Raw genomic sequence first — 18,305 nt, forward strand, 5'->3', positions numbered from 1 at the left:
GCAACCGCGCTGAAACGAAAGGGCAGGAGATGAGCAGCACGATCCGCGAGGCAGGCGCTGGCGCGCCCAAAATTATGCCGCTGCCGGCGCGCGCCGCCGCCAACACGCCCGTGCCGCTGGAGCACGGCATCGCCCGCAACCCCGGCATGAAGCTCGATCTCGGCTTCCTGGAATCGGTGCGCAGCGTCAACCGCTCTGCGCTGGAGCGCCGCGTCGCCACCTTGACCAAGCGTCGCTCGATCAAGGCCGACAACCAGGCCGCCTGGCTGCTGCGCGCCATTGCCTGCATGGACCTCACCACGCTGAATTCCAACGACACCGACGAGCGCGTGCGCCGGCTCTGCGCCAAGGCGATCAATCCGCTGCGCCGGGATATCGCCGAGGGTCTCGGCATATCAGGCGAAACCATCCGCCCGGCGGCGGTCTGCGTCTACCATCCCTTCGTCGCCACCGCGGTCGATGCCGTGCGCGGCACCGGCATCCATGTTGCGGCTGTCTCCACTGCGTTCCCGCACGGGCTTGCGCCGCTGTCGACGCGCCTGCAGGAGATCGAGGCCTCGGTGAAGGACGGCGCCGACGAGATCGACGTCGTCATTCCGCGCGGCCTGGTTTATGGCGCCAAGTGGCGCGAGCTGTTCAACGAGATCGTCGCCATGCGCGCCGCCTGCGGCGATGCGCATCTCAAGGTCATCCTCGGCACCGGCGACCTCGCCACTTTGCGCAATGTGATGCTCGCCTCCATGGTGGCGATGATGGCGGGCGCCGATTTCATCAAGACCTCGACCGGCAAGGAAAGCGTCAACGCCACGCTCCCCGTCGGTCTCGCCATGGTGCGCGCCATCCGCGCCTATTTCGAGGAGACCGGCTACCTGATCGGCTTCAAGCCAGCCGGCGGCATTTCCACCGCAAAAGTCTCGCTCGACTGGCTGGTGCTGATGAAGGAAGAGCTCGGCCGGCCATGGCTGGAACCGGACCTGTTCCGCTTCGGCGCGTCCAGCCTGCTCACCGACATCGAACGCCAGCTCGAACATCATTTGACCGGCCACTATTCGGCCAACCATCGCCACGCGATGGCTTGAGGCGAGTGAACGCCTTGAACGTCGAGTTCCTTCGCGCCCCCCTCTGTCCTGCCGGACATCTCCCCCACAAGGGGGGAGATCAGCTTGCGCCTCTATCCGCTCCAGTTCTGCAACGCTGGCGATTGGCGAAATCGCCGATGACGGCCAATCTCCCCCCAAGTGGGGGAGATGTCCGGCAGGACAGAGAGGGGCGCCGTAGAACGCCCACTTATCCAGAAATCTCCTTCGGGAGGAGCACCCCATGAACATCCTCGAACGGTATCACGCCATGGAATACGGCCCGGCGCCGGAAGCCCGCAACGAGGCGGATGCCTGGCTTGCCGGACGCGATTTCGCCAAGGCGCTGTTCATCGACGGCGCCTGGAAAGCGGCGGCCAGCGGCAAGAGTTTCGAGACCAGCGAGCCGTCCTCCGGCAAGCTTCTGGCCAAAATCTCGGATGCCGGCGCTCCCGATATCGACGCGGCGGTTGCGGCGGCTGCCAAGGCGCTGCCGAAATGGTCGGCGTCCTCGGGCTACGCCCGCGCGAAAGTGCTCTACGCCATCGGCCGCGCCATGCAGCGCCACCAGCGCCTGTTCGCGGTGCTGGAATCGATCGACAACGGCAAGCCGATCCGTGAAAGCCGCGACATCGACGTGCCGCTGGCCATCCGCCACTTCATCCATCATGCCGGCTGGGCGCAGACGCTCGAGAAGGATTTCCCGGACCACAAGCCGGTCGGCGTCGTCGGCCAGGTCATCCCGTGGAACTTTCCGCTGCTGATGCTGGCCTGGAAGATCGCGCCGGCGCTTGCCGCCGGCTGCACGGTGGTGCTGAAGCCGGCCGAATTCACGCCGCTCACTGCGATCCTGTTCGCCGAGATCTGCGAGCGGGCGGGCGTCCCGAAGGGTGTCGTCAACATCGTCCAGGGCGGACCGGAGGCGGGGGCGGCCATCGTCAACCATCCCGGCGTGCAGAAGATCGCCTTCACCGGCTCCTCCGAAGTCGGCAAGATCATCCGCAAGGCGACGGCCGGGTCGGGGAAAAAACTCTCGCTGGAGCTTGGCGGCAAGTCGGCCTTCATCGTCTTCGAGGATGCCGATCTCGACAGCGCTGTCGAAGGCCTCGTCGACGGCATCTGGTTCAACCAGGGCCAGGTCTGCTGCGCAGGCTCGCGGCTCCTTGTGCAGGAAGGCATCGCCGAGGCCTTGATTGCCAAGGTGAAGGTCAGGATGAGCCGGCTGCGCGTCGGCAGCCCGCTTGACAAGAACACCGACATCGGCCCGCTGGTCGACCGCAGCCAGCTCGACCGCGTCAAGGGCCTGATCGCCGAAGGCGCGAAACAGGGCGCCGTCTGCTGGCAGCCGGATGCCGCTTTGCCGACGACAGGTTATTATCATCTGCCGACGCTGGCGACAGCTGTTTCGCCGGCTAATATTCTGGCGCAGGAAGAGGTGTTTGGCCCGGTTCTGGCGACGATGAGCTTCCGCAACACCGAGGAAGCGATCGAGCTTGCCAACAACACGCGCTATGGCCTTGCCGCCTCCGTCTGGAGCGAGAACGTCAATCTGGCGCTGCATGTCGCGCCGCAATTGAAGGCCGGCGTGGTGTGGATCAACGGCACCAACATGTTCGATGCCGCCTGCGGCTTCGGCGGCTACCGCGAAAGCGGCTTTGGCCGTGAAGGCGGGCGCGAAGGCATGTTCGAATATCTGGCGGCCAAGCTGCCGGTCGGCCCGGCCATCAAGCCGGCGGCCGCTGGTTCTGCCCAACCCGTCGAGCAGGCGGACGGCACGGCGATAGATCGCACGGCAAAGCTGTTCATCGGCGGCAAGCAGGTGCGCCCGGACGGCAATTATTCACTTGGCGTCGCCACAGCCAAGGGCAAGCTGGCCGGCGATGTCGGCCTCGGCAACCGCAAGGATATCCGTGACGCTGTCGCTGCTGCCCGTGCCTGCAAGGCCTGGCCGGAGGCGACCGCCTATAACCGCAGCCAGGTGCTCTATTATCTCGCCGAGAACCTGTCCGGCCGCGCCGACGAGTTTTCCGCGCGCCTTGTCCAACTGACCGGGGTCACGGCAAAGGCGGCGCGGGAAGAGGTCGAGCAGTCGATCGAGCGGCTCTTCCTCTATGCCGGCCTCGCCGACAAGTTCGAGGGCCGTGTCCACCAGCCGCCGGCCCGTGTCGTCACACTTGCGCTGCATGAGCCGGTCGGCGTCGTCGGCATCGTCGCGCCGGACAATCAACCTTTGCTCAACTTCGTCTCGCTCGTCGCGCCGGCGCTCGCCATGGGCAACACCGTTGTCGCCGTCCCGTCCGAGCGGCATCCGCTTTTGGCCACCGACCTCTACCAGGTGATCGAATATTCCGACGTCCCCGCCGGCGCCATCAACATCGTCACCGGCCGCAGCGCCGAACTTGCCGGAGTGCTGGCCAAGCATGACGATGTCGACGGACTCTGGGTGTTCGCCGATGCCGAGACTTGCGCCAAGGCGGAGGCCGACTCGATCGGCAATCTCAAGCGCGTCTGGACCGGCAACGGCCGCAGCCTCGACTGGGCCTCGGGCGAGGCGGCCGGCGAGGCGATCCTGCGCCGCGCCATCGAGGTCAAGAACGTCTGGGTTCCCTACGGCGATTGATCGCGTCCAACGCGGCGTACCCGAATGGTCCAGGGCAGCGGAACCCGTTGCCCGGTTATCATACAAGTCCTTGCGCTGCGGCAGTGATATGGATTAAAGCTGCTGCCGCGAAGGTGATCGCGTTCGGGCTTGACGACCGAGCATGTGTTCTTTAACGAGAAAAAACATCTTTATCTGTGAAAGCGGCGTTAGGCCGCATGATGCCGGTTGTCTGGCACACGAAGCCGCAGCTGACCATCGGTAAAAGGCGGACGCACGAGGCGGGCGAGGAGAGAGGCATGGCGGATCTGGCAGGTAAGGTGGTCGTCGTCACCGCCGCGGCCCAGGGCATCGGCAAGGCGAGCGCGCTGGCTTTCGCCAAGGCGGGCGCCATCGTCCATGCCACCGACATCAACGAGGCGGCTCTAGCCGAACTCGCCAAGACATCAGGCATCAAGACCCGCAAGCTCGATGTTCTCAATGATGCGGCCGTCACGGCGGCTTTCGCCGAGATCGGCCGCGTCGATGTGCTGTTCAACTGCGCCGGCTTCGTCCATGCGGGCTCCATCCTCGAAATGAAGGACGAGGACCTCGACTTCGCGCTCAACCTCAATGTCCGCGCCATGATCCGCACCATCCGCGCCGTGCTGCCGGGCATGCTGGATCGCGGCGATGGCTCGATCATCAACATGGCCTCGCTGGCAAGCTCGCAGAAGGGCGTGCCGAACCGCTTTGCCTACGGCCTGACGAAGGCTGCGGTCGTAGGCCTCACCAAGGCGGTCGCCGCCGACTATGTCGCCAAAGGCATCCGCTGCAACGCCATCTGCCCGGGCACGGTCGAAAGCCCGTCGCTGCAGGACCGCATGCATGCCCAGGGCGACTATGAGGCGGCCCGCGCGGCTTTCATTGCTCGCCAGCCGATGGGCAGGCTCGGCACGCCGGAGGAGATCGCCGATCTCGCCGTCTATCTGGCCGGCGCCACCTACACGTCTGGACAGGCCTACAATATCGACGGCGGCTGGTCGATCTGACGGAGAACTGAACAGGATTGACGGCTGAACGGGAAGACAGGACCCGATCCCCGCGTTTGGTTGGATCGAAGCGTCTGAAAATCCGCTCGCTTAGCCGGCTTGGGCAAATGGCGCGCTTGCCGCCGGTGGGGCCGACGACTACGGTCCGCTGGTTTTGACCGGAATTTGTGAAAACGGCCGCTGGCCGCAAGGTGGAGAAGTAAGATGAAGTTGTTGCGCTATGGCGAAGCTGGCGCCGAAAAGCCGGGCCTGCTCGATGCGGATGGGACGATCCGCGACCTTTCCGCTCATGTCGCCGATATTGCCGGCACGACGCTTCATCCGGCCTCGCTGGAGATGCTCTCGAAGCTCGATCCGAAGTCGCTGCCGGCGGTGTCCGGCAAGCAGCGCATCGGCGCCTGCGTCGCCGGCACGGGCAAATTCATCTGCATCGGCCTCAACTATTCCGACCACGCCGCCGAGACCGGCGCCACCGTGCCGCCCGAACCGATCATCTTCATGAAGGCAAGCTCGGCGATCGTCGGGCCGGATGACGATGTGCTGATCCCGCGTGGCTCGATCAAGACCGACTGGGAGGTCGAGCTTGCCGTGGTCATCGGCAAGACGGCGAAATATGTCTCGGAGGACGATGCGCTGGATTATGTTGCCGGCTACGCCGTCGCGCATGACGTTTCCGAGCGCGCCTTCCAGACCGAGCGCCACGGCCAGTGGACCAAGGGCAAGTCCTGCGACACGTTCGGCCCGACCGGCCCGTGGCTGGTGACCAAGGACGAGGTCGCCGACCCGCAGAATCTCAAGATGTGGCTGACCGTGAACGGCAAGACCATGCAGAACGGCTCGACCAAGACCATGGTCTATGGCGTGAAGTATCTGGTCTCCTATCTTAGCCAGTTCATGTCGTTGCATCCCGGCGACATCATCTCCACCGGCACTCCGCCCGGCGTCGGGATGGGCATGAAGCCGCAGATGTTCCTGAAGGCCGGCGACGTGGTGGAGCTCGGCATCGAAGGTTTGGGTCAGCAGAAGCAGACGTTCAAGGCGGACGTGTAAGCGCCGACCTCGCCTTCTCCCCCTGTGGGGTGAGAAGCGGTCCGCGTCAGCGGACGAAAAGCCAATTGCTTGGCTTTTCGAGTTTCGAACGCCCTGAGCCTGCGAAGGGCCGGGTGGTGGCCGCGAAGCGGCCGGATGAGGGGTGTTGGAAGGATCTCTGCCTGCAGGATTAAGCACTTGGAATCCTTCAATCTTCGAGGCCGCACTCCGCTGGAGCACCCCTCATCCGTCTCGGCGCTGCGCGCCGATCCACCTTCTCCCACAAGGGGAGAAGGGAAAGTCGGCGCTTACCTCAACACCTTCCCATCCGCCCCGAACCGGTACGTCTTCGCCGCATCCGGCGTCGCATAGAGCGTCGAGCCCGGCTCGGCGTTGTAGACGCCGAAGATGCGCACGGTGATCAGGCCCGCCTTCTCGCAGTCGAGATAGAGGTTGGTGTCGGCGCCGAGATGCTCGGCATGCACCACCGTGCCTTTCCAGGCGCCGGACTTCGTGTCGACGGTGAGATGCTCCGGCCGCACACCGATGGTCTTGGCCGTTTCGCCCAACCGCGCGCCATCGATGAAATTCATCTTCGGCGAGCCGATGAAGCCGGCGACGAACTCGTTGGCCGGCGAATTGTAGAGCTCCATCGGGCTGCCGATCTGCTCGATGCGGCCGGCATTGAGCACGACGATCTTGTCGGCCAGTGTCATCGCCTCGACCTGGTCGTGGGTGACGTAGATCATCGTCGCCTTCAGCCGCCGGTGCAGCTGCGCGATTTCCAGTCGGGTGTTGACGCGTAGCGCGGCGTCGAGGTTCGACAGCGGTTCGTCGAAGAGGAACAGTTTTGGCTCGCGCACCACGGCGCGGCCGATGGCGACGCGCTGGCGCTGGCCGCCCGACAGTTCCGCCGGCCGGCGCTCGAGATAGGGCTCGAGCGACAGCATGGCGGAAGCGATCTTGATGCGCCGCTCGATTTCGGCCCCCGGCGTGCCGGCCTGCTTGAGGCCCAGCGCCATGTTGTTCTTGACCGTCAGGTGCGGATAGAGCGCATAGGTCTGGAACACCATGGCGATGCCGCGTTTCGCCGGCGGCGTCACCGACACATCGGCGCCGTCGATCAGCACGCGGCCGGAGGTCGAGTCCTCCAGCCCGGCGATGACGCGCAGCAGCGTCGATTTTCCGCAGCCGGACGGGCCGACGAAGACGACGAACTCGCCATCCGTCACCTGCAGGTCGATACCCTTCAGCACCTCAACCGGCCCGAAAGCCTTCTTCACATTCTCGATCTTCAGCGAGCCCACGGCTTCGTTCCTGTTCTAGAGTTTGACGGCGTTGCCGCTGCGCACGCTCTCGTCGGCGGCGAGGCAGACGGCGAGCGACTTCACGGCATCGTCCATGTGGCGGGTGAGGTCGATATTTTCGCGGATAGCCTTGAGCAGGAAGGCCTGTTCGAGGTCGCAGAGCTCCTGGTGCCCCGGCTCGCCTTCCATCGACAGCAATTGGTCTTCCTTGGTGAACTTGCCGTCCGGCCCGGTCGCGGCGCTATGCAGCCGGATGGTCGAGGTCTTGGTGTGGGTGTCGATGTCGTCGGACTTCACGCCCTCCTTCATCACGATCGACACGCAGCCTTTGGGCGACATCACGTCCTTCACGAAGAAGGCCGTCTCCGAGATCATCGGCCCCCAGCCGGCTTCATACCAGCCGACCGAGCCGTCCTCGAACAGCACCTGCAAATGGCCGTAATTGTACATCGAAGGCGCCACCTCATTGCTGAGCCGCACCCCCATGCCGCGCACTTCGACCGGCTTCGCATCGGTGATCTGCAGCATCACGTCGAGATAGTGCACGCCGCAGTCGACGATCGGCGACGTCGTCTGCATCAGCTGCTTGTGCGTCCCCCAGGTGTGGCCGGAGGATTGCTGGTTGAGGTTCATGCGGAAGACATACGGGCCGCCGAGCTTGCGCGCCTCGGCGATCAGCCGGATCCAGGACGGGTGGTGGCGCAATATATAGCCGATCACCAGTTTTTTGCCGTTGGCCTTGGCGGCGTCGACGACACGTTGTGCGTCCGCCACCGTTGTCGCCAGTGGCTTTTCGACGAAGACATGGCAGCCGGCTTCGAAGGCGCGGACCGCATAATCGGCATGGCTGTCGGAATAGGTGGCGATCGCAACCACGTCCGGCTTCTCATCGCGCAGCGCGTCCTCGAAGGAGCGCCTGATGCCATAGCCGCCGAGGCCGTCCGGCAGCGGCACGTCGGAGCGGTTGACGAGCGCGGCGATCTCGAAGCCTGGATTGTTGTGATAGGCCAGCGCATGGCTGCGACCCATATTGCCGAGCCCGGCTACGACGACGCGAAGGGGTCTTTCTGAACTCACTTGACTGCTCCCGACGTGATGCCGCGGATCAGCTGCCGCGAGAAGATGACATAGAGGATGAGCACGGGCAGGATCGCCAGCGAGAGCGCGGCCAGGATCGCGTTCCAGTTGGTGACGAACTGGCCGAGGAAGAGTTGCGCGCCGAGCGTCACGGTCTTGGTCTCTTCCGACGGCGCCAGGATCAGCGGGAACCACAGATCGTTCCAGATCGGGATCATGGTGAAGACGGCGACCGTCGCCATGGCTGGCCGCACCAGCGGCAGCACCAGCCGGAAGAAGATCGTGTATTCCGACAGCCCGTCGATCCGTCCGGCATTCTTCAGGTCGTTGGACACCTGCTTCATGAATTCCGACAGGATGAAGATGGCGAGCGGCAGGCCTTGCGCCGTGTAGACCAGGATCAGCGCCGTCAGCGTGTTGACCAGCCCGCTCGCCACCATCAGCTGCAGGATGGCGACGGTGCCGAGCCGGATCGGGATCATGATGCCGAGCGCGAGGTAAAGCCCCATCAGCGTGTTGCCGCGGAAGCGGTATTCCGACAGCGCGAAGGCAGCCATCGCCCCGAACAGAAGCACGAAGAACAGCGAGGCGACGGTGACGACGAGGCTGTTCTGGAAATAGTGGAAGAAGTCGCCCTGGCCGAACACCGTGGTGTAGCCGATCAGGTCGAAGGTCTTGGCCGTCGGCGGCGTCAGCGGCGCGCCGAAGATGCCCGCGCGCGATTTGAACGAATTCATCACCACCAGGATCACCGGGAACAGCGCGATCGCCGTATAGGTCAAAAGGATCGCATGCGCGCCGATGGTGCGGGGAAGTGAACGGGTGGCTGTGCTCATGGCGCGCCTCAGAACTGGTAGCGACGCAGGCGCGTCTGCACGAGGAACAGGTAGACGCAGACGCCGGCGAGGATGATCAGGAACATGATCGTGGCGATCGCCGCGCCCATGTTGGGATCGCCGACCTGCAGCTGGAAGCCGAAGAAGGCGCGGTAAAGGAAGGTGCCGAGGATATCGGTCGAATAGTTCGGCCCGGCAAGCGCGCCCTGCGCGGTGTAGATCAGGTCAAAGGCGTTGAAATTGCCGACGAAGGTCAGGATCGAGATGATGCCGATCGAAGGCAGGATCAGCGGCAGCTTGATCTTCCAGAACTGCGCCATGCCGGTGACGCCGTCGCATTCGGCAGCCTCGATCACCTCGTCGGGGATCGACAGCAGCGCCGCGTAGATCAGCATCATCGGGATGCCGACGAACTGCCAGACCGAGACCAGGCTGAGCGCGGTCAGCGCGTATTGCTCCTTGCCGAGCCACGGCGTGAAGAAGCTCTTCAAGCCGACGAAGTCCATCAGATGCGGCGCCACGCCCCAGATCGGCGACAGGATCAGCTTCCAGGCGAAGCCGACGATGACGAAGGACAGGATCGTCGGCACGAAGATCGCCGTGCGGTAGAAGGCGGTGAAGCGCAGCCTTGGGCTGGAAAGCAGTGCCGCAAGCAGGATGCCGATCGGGTTCTGCACCAGCATGTGGATGATGAAGAACCAGACATTGTTCCTCAGCGCGTTCCAGAAATTCACCGACCAGTTCGGGTCGCCGAACAGCGTGCGGAAATTGCCGAGCCCGACGAAGACCTGGGACTGTTCGATGTTGCGGAACAGCGAGAGCTGCAGCGTGCCGAACAGCGGCAGGATCATGATTGCCGTGTAGACCAGCACCGCCGGCGCCAGGAAGACGCCGACATGCCAGCGTATGGGTCTTTTCGGTCGCGTTTCTTCAGCCATGGTTTCGGTATCCATGAGTTCGGTTCCCCGCCGTCTCTGGGTTCCAGTTCGGTTGATGCTAGCTGATGCCTCGATGCACGGCCCGCTCGTCCCCTTTGAGGGGAAAGACAAGGCCAGCGACAGATCGGCTCCGTCTTCCCCGCGAGATCGAGGGTAAGACCGGGAGGCGGCGCCGACAATCGCTATCTGGAACTGTTTGAACGCCGGCCGGGCGCGCGCCCGGCCGGCATCGCTTTTCGATGCTCTTACTTCGCCGGCTTGTACCAGCTGTCGAGACCGGTCTGCAGCTTCTTGGCCGCGGCTTCCGGCGTATCGGTGCCGTTGATCACATTGGCCGATTCAACCCAGGTCTCATTTTCGAGGTTCGGCGTGCCGCGCGACAGGATCTGGTAGGTCGAGCGGATCGTCGACTTGCACTTGCCGCGCCAGGAGACGAATTCCTGCGCCAGCGGGTCTTCCATCTTCACCGGCGAGGAGTTCAGGCTGAAGAAGCCCGGCAGCGCGTTGGCGTAGATGGTGGCGAAGTCCGGCGAGGCGACCCAGGACAGGAACTTCTTGGCCTCTTCCGGGTGCTTCGACGCGGCATTCAGACCCATGCCGATGTCGGTATGGTCGGAGATGTAGCAGGTGTCGCCGGCCTTCTCGACCGGCGGCGGGAAGGCGCCCATCTTGAACTGGGCCTGGGTGTTGAACAGGCCGATTTCCCACGAGCCGGCCGGGTAGATGGCGGCGCGGCCGAGCGTGAACAGGTTCTGGCTGTCCGGATAGGTCTGCGCCTCGAAGCCGTCGCCGAGATAAGGCTTCCACTTGGCCAGTTCCTCATACGGCGCGACCCAGTCCTTGTCGGTCAGCTTCTGGTCGCCCTTGATCAGGGCGGCGCGGCCTTCCTCGCCCTTCCAGTAGTTCGGGCCGATATTCTGGTAGCCCATGGTCGCGGCTTCCCAGAGGTCCTTGGTGCCCATCGCCATCGGGATGTAGGTGCCGTCGGCCTTGATCTTGTCGAGCACCGCGAAGAACTCGTCGCGGGTCGTCGGAACCTTCAGGCCGAGCTTGTCGAAGGCGTCCTTGTTGTAGATGAAGCCGTGGATGACCGAGGCCATCGGCACGCAGAAGCTCGCCTTGCCGTCGTCGGTCTGCCAGGCGGACTTGGCGACCGGCGAGAAGTTCTCCATGCCGGGCAGCGCGCTGAGGTCGGTGAGGTTGCCCTTCTTGTAGAGCTCGAGCGACTTGTCGAAGGGGCGGCAGGTGATCAGGTCGCCTGCCGAACCGGCGGTGAGCTTGGCGCCCAGCGCCGCGTCATATTCGGTCGGAGCCGAAGGCGCGAACACCACCTTGATGCCGGGGTTCTTGGCTTCGAAGGCCGGGATCAGCTTGTCCTTCCAGATGGTCAGGTCGTCGCCGCGCCAGCTTTCGATGTTGAGCGTCACGTCTTCGGCCAGCGCCATCCCCGTCGTGCCGAGGATGCTGGTGCCGAGCAGAAGGGCCGTCAGTAGTTTGGTCTTCATCTTCAGTCTCCCTGTTGACCTTTTTCAGGTTCGGTTTTGATGAGAACAGAGGCTCAGCGCCCCTTGCTCCCCTCGCGAGCCCGTTTCATCCCGACGGAAATCGGGATGAAACAGGCCCTACTTCTTTGTTAGGGCATGATCTTTTCCGAAAAGCGGGTTCCACTTTTCGGGATCATGCCCCAGCGCGGAAAGCGCCGGCCGAAGTTTTTGGCCGGTTCCTTCCAGTATCTTCTCGGCCGCGTCGGCGCTGGCGGCGCCTGCGGCGAGCAGAATGGCTGTCTTGACGCCGCCGCCGCTTTCTTCGAGCAGGCGGGCGGCCTCGTCGCGGCTCTTGCCGCTGATGGCGGCGACCATGCGCACGGCGCGGTCGCGCAGCTTGATGTTGTCGGCGGTGAGGTTGACCATGTAGCCGTCATGGACATGGCCGAGATGGATGGCGGCAAGCGTCGAAAGCATGTTGAGCGCGATCTTCTGCGCCGTGCCCGCGCCCATGCGCGTCGAGCCGGCGATCAGCTCCGGCGGCGTTTCGAGCAGGATGGCGACATCGGCCTGCTTGAACAGCAGGGCGCCCCGGTTGTTGGCGATGGCGATGGTTACCGCGCCGCGGCTGCGCGCGTCCTGCAGCGCCCGGACCGCATAGGGAGTCGAGCCGCTGGCGGAGATGGCGATCAGGCAGTCGCCCTTGCCGATAGCGGCCGCGGCAACGGCCGCCGCTGCCTCTTCGGTGTCGTCCTCCGGTCCGCCGGCCAGTGTGCGGAAGGCCTCGTCGCCGCCGGCGATCAGGATCGCGATGCGGTCGCGCGCAATGCCGAATGTTCCAGGCAGTTCCAGCGCGTCGGCCACGGCCATCAGGCCGGAGCTGCCGGCCGCCGCATAGGCAAGCTTGCCGCCGCTCTTCAGTTGTCTGGCGATGAGCTCGGCGGCCGCGGCGATCGACGGAATGGCGCCGTGCACGGCCTTGCTGGCCTCGATCTGGGCATTGGCCAGGAACGCCAGAACGGCTTCCGGGGCCTGGACATCCAGCCCCTCGGCATTCTGGTGGAGCGCTTCGGTGCGCGTCTCGGCCATCCATTTTCCTCCAACTGAGCGAACAATACCAAAAAAATACCACTTGTCCACACGCATTAACGAATTTTGGGTGACGGAACTCGCTCGCCGGCAAATTAACGTGGGTTTTCAATAAAATACGCCTTAATCTTTTTTGAACTGAAATTAACTCTTGGCTATTGGTATTTTATTGGTATTATCCGGGCCGAGGAGAAAATCGCGTGAAATTCGTGCTTGGCATCGATGGCGGCGGCACCAGCTGCAGGGCGGCCCTTGCGACCGTCGACGGCGCTGTGGTCGGCCGCGCCAAAAGCGGCGCCGCCAACATCCGCACCGATCTCACCGGCGCCCGCGCCAACATCGTCGAGGCGGCCAGGCAGGCTTTCCTCGCCGCTGGCCATGATCCGGAGCTGATCCCGCACACGCCGGCCATTCTCGGCCTCGCCGGCGCCAATGTCGGCACCTACCGGCAGCAGCTCGAAGCAATTTTGCCGTTCAGCAAGAGCCGCGTCGAAACCGATGCCGAGATCGCGCTCGAAGGCGCTGTCGGCTCGGGCGACGGCGCCATGGCCATTCTGGGCACCGGCACCGCCTATATGGCGCGCAAGCAAGGCAAGTCGCGCGCCATCGGCGGCTGGGGCTTTCAGGTCGGCGACCAGGGCAGCGGCGCCCGCATCGGCCGCGACCTCTTGGAGCAGACGCTGCTTGCCTATGACGGCATCCGTCCGGGCTCGCCCTTGACGGACGCCATGCTCGCCGTCTTCCGCAACAATCCCGAGGACGTGGTCGAGTTCACCACCAACGCCAAGCCGGGTGATTTCGGCGGCTTCGCGCCAAAAGTCTTCGAGCATGCCGAAAAGGGCGACCTCGTCGCCAACTGGATCCTCGGCAAGGCGGTGGCCGATGTCGAGGCTTCGCTCGGCGCGCTCGATCTCGCCGACGATGCGCCGCTCTGCCTGCTCGGCGGGCTGGCGCCGCTTTATGCACCCCGCCTGTCGGCGCGTTATCAGGCGTTGCTCAAGGCCCCGCTCGACGACGCGCTCGGCGGCGCCGTGCAGATGGCCGTTCGCGTCTTCGCCAGGGGTTCGGAGGCGCCGCGATGAGCGCCGCCGACCAGATCTTCGCCATGCTGAGAGAATCCTCGCAGAGCGGCGCGCCGCTTTATCTACAGTTGCGAAAAAGCATCGAGGAAGCGGTCAATCGCGGCTTGATCGGTCCCGGCGACGCGCTGCCGTCGGAGCGCGACATCGCCAGCAAGGCCGATATCTCGCGCGTCACCGTGCGCAAGGCGGTGCAGGACCTGGTCAAGGGCGGCATCCTCGTCCAGCGCCATGGCTCCGGCACCTTCGTCGCGCCGCGCATGGAGCGCGTCGAGCAGTCGCTGTCGCGGCTCACCTCCTTCACCGAGGATATGGCGCGCCGCGGCATGAGCGTGCGCTCGGTCTGGCTCGACCGCGGCCTCTATGCGCCGTCGCCGGACGAGATGATGGTGCTTGGCCTGTCCTCGACCGAGCTGGTGGCGCGCGTCGCGCGCCTGCGCATCGCCAACGACACGCCGCTGGCGATCGAGCGCGCGGCGCTGTCGGCCAGCGTGCTGCCGGACCCCGAAGCGATCGGCTCCTCGCTCTATGCGGCGCTGGGCACGACCGGCAATCGCCCGGTACGCGCCGTGCAGCGCATCTCGGCCACCAACCTTGGCGACGCCGATGCGCGCCTGCTGGAAGTGCCGTCGGGGGTTGCCGGCCTGCAGATCGAGCGCATTTCTTATCTGGCGAGCGGCAAGGTGATCGAGTTCACCCGCTCCGTCTACAGGGGCGACGCCTATGATTTCGTCGCGGAACTCCGGCTGACCGGGCCGGGAGAGGAGATCCGGCCATGAATGCCAACGTCACCCATATGCGGCGCGAGATCGATGAGATCCCGCAAGCCGCCGCCCGCCTGCTCGACGGCTCGGCTTCGGTACTGGCCGAGGCCGGCCGCGGCCTGCGCGAGCGCGACCCGCATTTCGTCGTCACCGTCGCGCGCGGCTCGTCCGACCATGCCGCGACCTTCATGAAATATGCCGTCGAGCTGACGGCCGGCCTTGCCGTCGCTTCCGTTGGGCCGTCGATTGCCTCGATCTACGGCGCCAAGCTGAGATTGCGCGGCTCGGCCTGCCTGGCGATCTCGCAGTCGGGCAAGAGCCCCGACATCGTCGCCATGGCCGAAACGGCGAGGGCCGGTGGCGCGCTCACCGTCGCCATCACCAACACGGCCGACTCGCCGCTGGCGCGGGCTTCCGATTACGCCATCGATATACTCGCCGGGCCGGAACGCTCCGTCGCCGCCACCAAGACCTTCGTCAACTCGGCCGTCGCCGGCCTGGCGCTGATGGCGCATGCCACCGACGACCAGCCATTGCTGAAGGCGCTTGCCGGCCTGCCCGGCCATTTCGAGAAGGCGATCGCCTGCGACTGGATGGCGCTCGCCGGCGCTCTGGAGAACCCGCAGTCGCTGTTCATCCTCGGCCGTGGTCCATCCTTCGCGATCGCCAGCGAAGCAGCGCTGAAATTCAAGGAAACCTGCGCCATGCATGCCGAGGCCTATAGCGCCGCCGAGGTCATGCACGGCCCGCTGGCGCTGGTCGGACCGGATTTCCCGGTTCTGGCGCTCGCCGCGCGCGATGCCTCCGAACCCTCGATCGCCGAGGCCGCCGACGGCCTGACGGCCAAGGGCGCCGCCGCCTTCGTCACCTCCGACAGGGCGAAGGCCGCAAGGCTTCTGCCCTATGTCGCCACCGGTCATCCGCTGACCGACCCGCTGCCGCTGATCGTGTCCTTCTACGGCTTTGTCGAGGCCTTCGCCCGCCATCGCGGCCTCGACCCCGATACGCCGCGCAATTTGCGCAAGGTGACGGAAACCGTATGAGCGACCGTTTCGCACTCACCGGCGCCCGCATCTTCGACGGCGACGACTGGCATGACGATGCCGCCCTCGTCGTCAAGGACGGCCTGGTCGAGGCCATCCTGCCCGCCGGCGCCATTCCGTCCGGCGTCTCCGTGGTCGAGACAGGCGGCGGCCTGCTGGTGCCCGGTTTCGTCGACATCCAGGTCAATGGCGGCGGCGGCGTCATGCTCAACGACCATCCCGATGTCGCTTCGATCGAGACGATCTGCCGGGCGCACGCCCCCTTCGGCACCACGGCGCTGCTGGTCACGCTGATCAGCGACACGCCGGCGATCACCGCCGCCGCGATTGCCGCCGGTGCCGAGGCGGCCCGGGAGAAAGTACCGGGCTTCCTCGGCCTGCATCTGGAGGGGCCGCATCTGTCGATCGCCCGCAAGGGCGCGCATGACCCGGCGCTGATCCGGCCAATGACGGATGCCGACCAGGCAGCGCTGATCGCGGCGCGCAAACAGCTTCCCGTCCTGCTCACCACGGTCGCGCCGGAATCGGTGCAGCCGGGTCGCGTCACGGCGCTGGCCAAGGCCGGCGTCGTCGTCAGCCTCGGCCATAGCGACACCGATTATGCGACGGCGAGCGCCTTCGCCGACGCGGGCGCCACCGTCGTCACGCACCTCTTCAACGCCATGAGCCAGATTGGCAATCGCGAGCCGGGCCTGGCGGGCGCTGCGATCGACACCGGCGGCCTGTACGCAGGCATCATCGCCGACGGCATCCACGTCCATCCGGCAACGATGATCCTCGCGCTGCGTGGTAAGCAGGGTCCAGGTAAGATCGTGCTGGTCACCGACGCCATGGCGACGATCGGCACCGACATGACCTCCTTCACGCTCAACGGCCGCACCATCTATCGCAAGGACGGCAGCCTCAGGCTTGCCGACGGCACGCTGGCCGGCGCCGACCTCGACATGATTTCCGCCATTCGCTTCGTCCACCGCGTCGTCGGCCTGGAGCTCGACGAGGCCTTGCGCATGGCCTCGCTCTATCCGGCCGAGGCAATCGGCCAGGCGCATCGGCTTGGACGCTTTGCCAACGGGACGGTAGCCGATATTGTTGGGCTGTCGGAGGACTTGGACGTCAGGAACGTCTGGATCGGCGGTGAGAAGGTGTTTGCCGGCTGAGATTTCCCAGCGCTGCAGCGGTGGAGAAGCTTTGAGACGCTGGCGGGACAGCACCCCCCTCTGTCCTGCCGGACATCTCCCCCGCAAGGGGGGAGATTGGCAGCTTCCGCGCCCTGCTCAATCCTGCGACGTCAGTGATTGGCGAAAGCCGCGGTGACGTCGATCTCCCCCCTTGCGGGGGAGATGGCCGGCAGGCCAGAGGGGGGTGCGAAGGATCACGACCGATCTCACCCTTGCATCGCCTTCGTCGCCGAGAAGCCATCCAGCGTCAGTCAGTTTTGCCGGCATAGATATCCTTATACGCCTCGCGCAGGACGTTCTTCTGCACCTTGCCCATCGTGTTGCGCGGCAGTTCGTCGACGAAGATCACCTGTTTCGGGTGCTTGTATTTCGCCAGCCGTCCGGCGATTGCACCGGCAATGTCGGCCGCGCTAAGCGCCGATCCCGGCTTGCGCACGACCACCGCGGTGACGCCTTCGCCGAAATCGGGATGGGCGACGCCGATCACCGCGCTTTCGGCCACGCCGCCGAGCGCGTCGATCTCGCTCTCGATCTCCTTCGGATAGACGTTGTAGCCGCCCGAGATGATCAGGTCCTTGCCGCGTCCGACGATGTGGACATAGTCGTCGGCATCGATCAGGCCGAGGTCGCCGGTGATGAAGAAACCGTCGTCGCGGAACTCGGCCCTGGTTTTCTCGGGCATACGCCAATAGCCGGCAAAGACGTTCGGCCCCTTGACCTCGATCATGCCGATCTCGCCCTGGGCCAGCGGCTTGCCGTCTTCGGGGTCGGTGATGCGCAGCGAGACGCCGGGCAAGGGGAGCCCGACCGTGCCGGCGCGCCGCTCGCCGTCATAGGGGTTGGAGGTGTTCATGTTGGTCTCGGTCATGCCGTAGCGCTCGAGGATGGCGTGGCCGGTCCGCTCGCGCCAGGCCGTATGCGTCTCGGCCAGCAGCGGTGCCGAGCCGGAGATGAAGACCCGGATGGCGCTGGCCGCCTGGCGCGTCAGGCCGTCCTGCTGCAACAGCCGCACATAGAAGGTCGGCACGCCCATCAAAGCGGTCGCGCGCGGCATCAGCGACAGGATGCGCGCGGGGTCGAATTTCTGCTCGAAGAACATTTTCGCGCCGGCCATCAGGATGACGTTGGTGGCGACGAACAGGCCATGCGTGTGGAAGATCGGCAGCGCGTGGATCAGCACGTCGTCGGCGCCGAAGCGCCACTGCTCGACCAGCACGCGGGCATTGGACGCAAGGTTCTCATGGCTGAGCATCGCGCCCTTGGAGCGGCCGGTCGTGCCGGAGGTGTAGAGGATCGCGGCGAGATCGTTCGGTCCGCGCGCGACATCGCTGAACTCCGTCGCCTGTCGCGAAGCCTGGCTGGCCAGCGTTCCCTGCCCGTCACGGCCGAGTGTGAGCACGGTGGCGCCGATCGACGCGGCAAGCGGCTCGACGCCGGAAAGACGGTCCGGATCGCACACGATCAGCCTCGGCTCGGCGTCGCGGAAGAAATAGTCGAGCTCCGGCAACGTGTAGGCGGTGTTGAGCGGCAGGAAGACCGCGCCGGCGCGCAGACAGGCAAGATAGAGCAGCGCCGCCTCCGGGCTCTTCTCGACCTGGACCGCGACGCGGTCGCCGGGCTCGACGCCGGCCTGAGCCAGCGCGTGCGCCAGCTGCGCCGACCTGGCCAGCATATCGCCATAGGTGATCGAGCGGCCGTCATCCGTCTCCATCAGCAGCCGGTCGAGCGACGGCATGCGGGAACGGAAGGCGTCGAACAGATGATTGGTCATGCAT

The 18,305-nt window shown here is 65.2% G+C and carries 15 protein-coding genes; 8 read left to right on the forward strand and 7 right to left on the reverse strand.

What is annotated here, in order from left to right:
- Positions 1 to 29: 29 nt before the first annotated feature.
- The 4 genes from deoC to KVT37_RS07185 all read left to right on the forward strand — a co-directional run bounded on the left by deoC (position 30) and on the right by KVT37_RS07185 (position 5,756).
- A complete protein-coding gene (gene deoC, locus KVT37_RS07170; RefSeq protein WP_217571087.1) occupies positions 30 to 1,079 on the forward strand; it encodes a deoxyribose-phosphate aldolase in 1,050 nt (349 codons plus the stop codon).
- A 241-nt stretch (positions 1,080 to 1,320) separates the two neighbouring features.
- Positions 1,321 to 3,696 carry an aldehyde dehydrogenase family protein gene (locus tag KVT37_RS07175; protein WP_217571089.1) on the forward strand — a complete coding sequence of 792 codons (2,376 nt, stop codon included), beginning with the start codon at positions 1,321 to 1,323 and terminating at the stop codon, positions 3,694 to 3,696.
- 278 nt (positions 3,697 to 3,974) lie between these two features.
- Complete coding sequence (locus KVT37_RS07180; RefSeq protein WP_217571091.1) at positions 3,975 to 4,706, forward strand: SDR family oxidoreductase; 732 nt, start codon at positions 3,975 to 3,977, stop codon at positions 4,704 to 4,706.
- Positions 4,707 to 4,910: 204 nt separating this feature from the next.
- Positions 4,911 to 5,756, forward strand: a complete 846-nt coding sequence (locus KVT37_RS07185) for a fumarylacetoacetate hydrolase family protein (RefSeq protein WP_217571093.1) — start codon at positions 4,911 to 4,913, stop codon at positions 5,754 to 5,756.
- A gap of 287 nt (positions 5,757 to 6,043) precedes the next feature.
- On the opposite strand, the gene KVT37_RS07190 is transcribed toward KVT37_RS07185, so the two are convergent.
- The 6 genes from KVT37_RS07190 to KVT37_RS07215 all read right to left on the reverse strand — a co-directional run bounded on the left by KVT37_RS07190 (position 6,044) and on the right by KVT37_RS07215 (position 12,466).
- A complete protein-coding gene (locus KVT37_RS07190; protein ID WP_217571095.1) occupies positions 6,044 to 7,042 on the reverse strand; it encodes an ABC transporter ATP-binding protein in 999 nt (332 codons plus the stop codon).
- 15 nt (positions 7,043 to 7,057) lie between these two features.
- Complete coding sequence (locus tag KVT37_RS07195; protein ID WP_217571097.1) at positions 7,058 to 8,119, reverse strand: Gfo/Idh/MocA family protein; 1,062 nt, start codon at positions 8,117 to 8,119, stop codon at positions 7,058 to 7,060.
- The gene (locus KVT37_RS07200; RefSeq protein WP_217571099.1) at positions 8,116 to 8,955 is read right to left on the reverse strand and encodes a carbohydrate ABC transporter permease; all 840 of its coding nucleotides are present in this window, start codon (positions 8,953 to 8,955) and stop codon (positions 8,116 to 8,118) included. Before KVT37_RS07200 ends, KVT37_RS07195 begins: the two co-directional genes overlap by 4 nt.
- A gap of 8 nt (positions 8,956 to 8,963) precedes the next feature.
- Positions 8,964 to 9,893 carry a carbohydrate ABC transporter permease gene (locus KVT37_RS07205; protein WP_217571846.1) on the reverse strand — a complete coding sequence of 310 codons (930 nt, stop codon included), beginning with the start codon at positions 9,891 to 9,893 and terminating at the stop codon, positions 8,964 to 8,966.
- A 245-nt stretch (positions 9,894 to 10,138) separates the two neighbouring features.
- Positions 10,139 to 11,398, reverse strand: a complete 1,260-nt coding sequence (locus tag KVT37_RS07210; RefSeq protein ID WP_217571101.1) for an ABC transporter substrate-binding protein — start codon at positions 11,396 to 11,398, stop codon at positions 10,139 to 10,141.
- A 117-nt stretch (positions 11,399 to 11,515) separates the two neighbouring features.
- Positions 11,516 to 12,466, reverse strand: coding sequence for an N-acetylmuramic acid 6-phosphate etherase (locus KVT37_RS07215; RefSeq protein WP_217571103.1), 951 nt, complete (start codon positions 12,464 to 12,466; stop codon positions 11,516 to 11,518).
- Between the two features lie 200 nt (positions 12,467 to 12,666).
- Between KVT37_RS07215 and KVT37_RS07220 the strand changes: the two genes are divergently transcribed.
- From KVT37_RS07220 to nagA, 4 genes are read left to right on the forward strand one after another with little or no spacing between them, the layout of a single operon-like run.
- On the forward strand, positions 12,667 to 13,548 hold the full coding sequence (locus KVT37_RS07220; protein ID WP_217571105.1) for an N-acetylglucosamine kinase: 882 nt from the start codon (positions 12,667 to 12,669) through the stop codon (positions 13,546 to 13,548).
- A complete protein-coding gene (locus KVT37_RS07225) occupies positions 13,545 to 14,324 on the forward strand; it encodes a GntR family transcriptional regulator (protein WP_217571108.1) in 780 nt (259 codons plus the stop codon). Before KVT37_RS07220 ends, KVT37_RS07225 begins: the two co-directional genes overlap by 4 nt.
- The gene (locus KVT37_RS07230) at positions 14,321 to 15,352 is read left to right on the forward strand and encodes an SIS domain-containing protein (RefSeq protein WP_217571110.1); all 1,032 of its coding nucleotides are present in this window, start codon (positions 14,321 to 14,323) and stop codon (positions 15,350 to 15,352) included. The genes KVT37_RS07225 and KVT37_RS07230 overlap by 4 nt, the downstream gene beginning before the upstream one ends.
- On the forward strand, positions 15,349 to 16,509 hold the full coding sequence (gene nagA / locus KVT37_RS07235) for an N-acetylglucosamine-6-phosphate deacetylase (protein ID WP_217571113.1): 1,161 nt from the start codon (positions 15,349 to 15,351) through the stop codon (positions 16,507 to 16,509). The genes KVT37_RS07230 and nagA overlap by 4 nt, the downstream gene beginning before the upstream one ends.
- 268 nt (positions 16,510 to 16,777) lie before the next feature.
- Here nagA and KVT37_RS07240 read toward each other — a convergent pair whose 3' ends face one another.
- Positions 16,778 to 18,301, reverse strand: coding sequence for a malonyl-CoA synthase (locus KVT37_RS07240; protein WP_217571115.1), 1,524 nt, complete (start codon positions 18,299 to 18,301; stop codon positions 16,778 to 16,780).
- Positions 18,302 to 18,305 lie beyond the last annotated feature (4 nt).

The organism is Mesorhizobium sp. GbtcB19 (assembly GCF_019091085.1).
Taxonomy (GTDB): domain Bacteria; phylum Pseudomonadota; class Alphaproteobacteria; order Rhizobiales; family Rhizobiaceae; genus Mesorhizobium.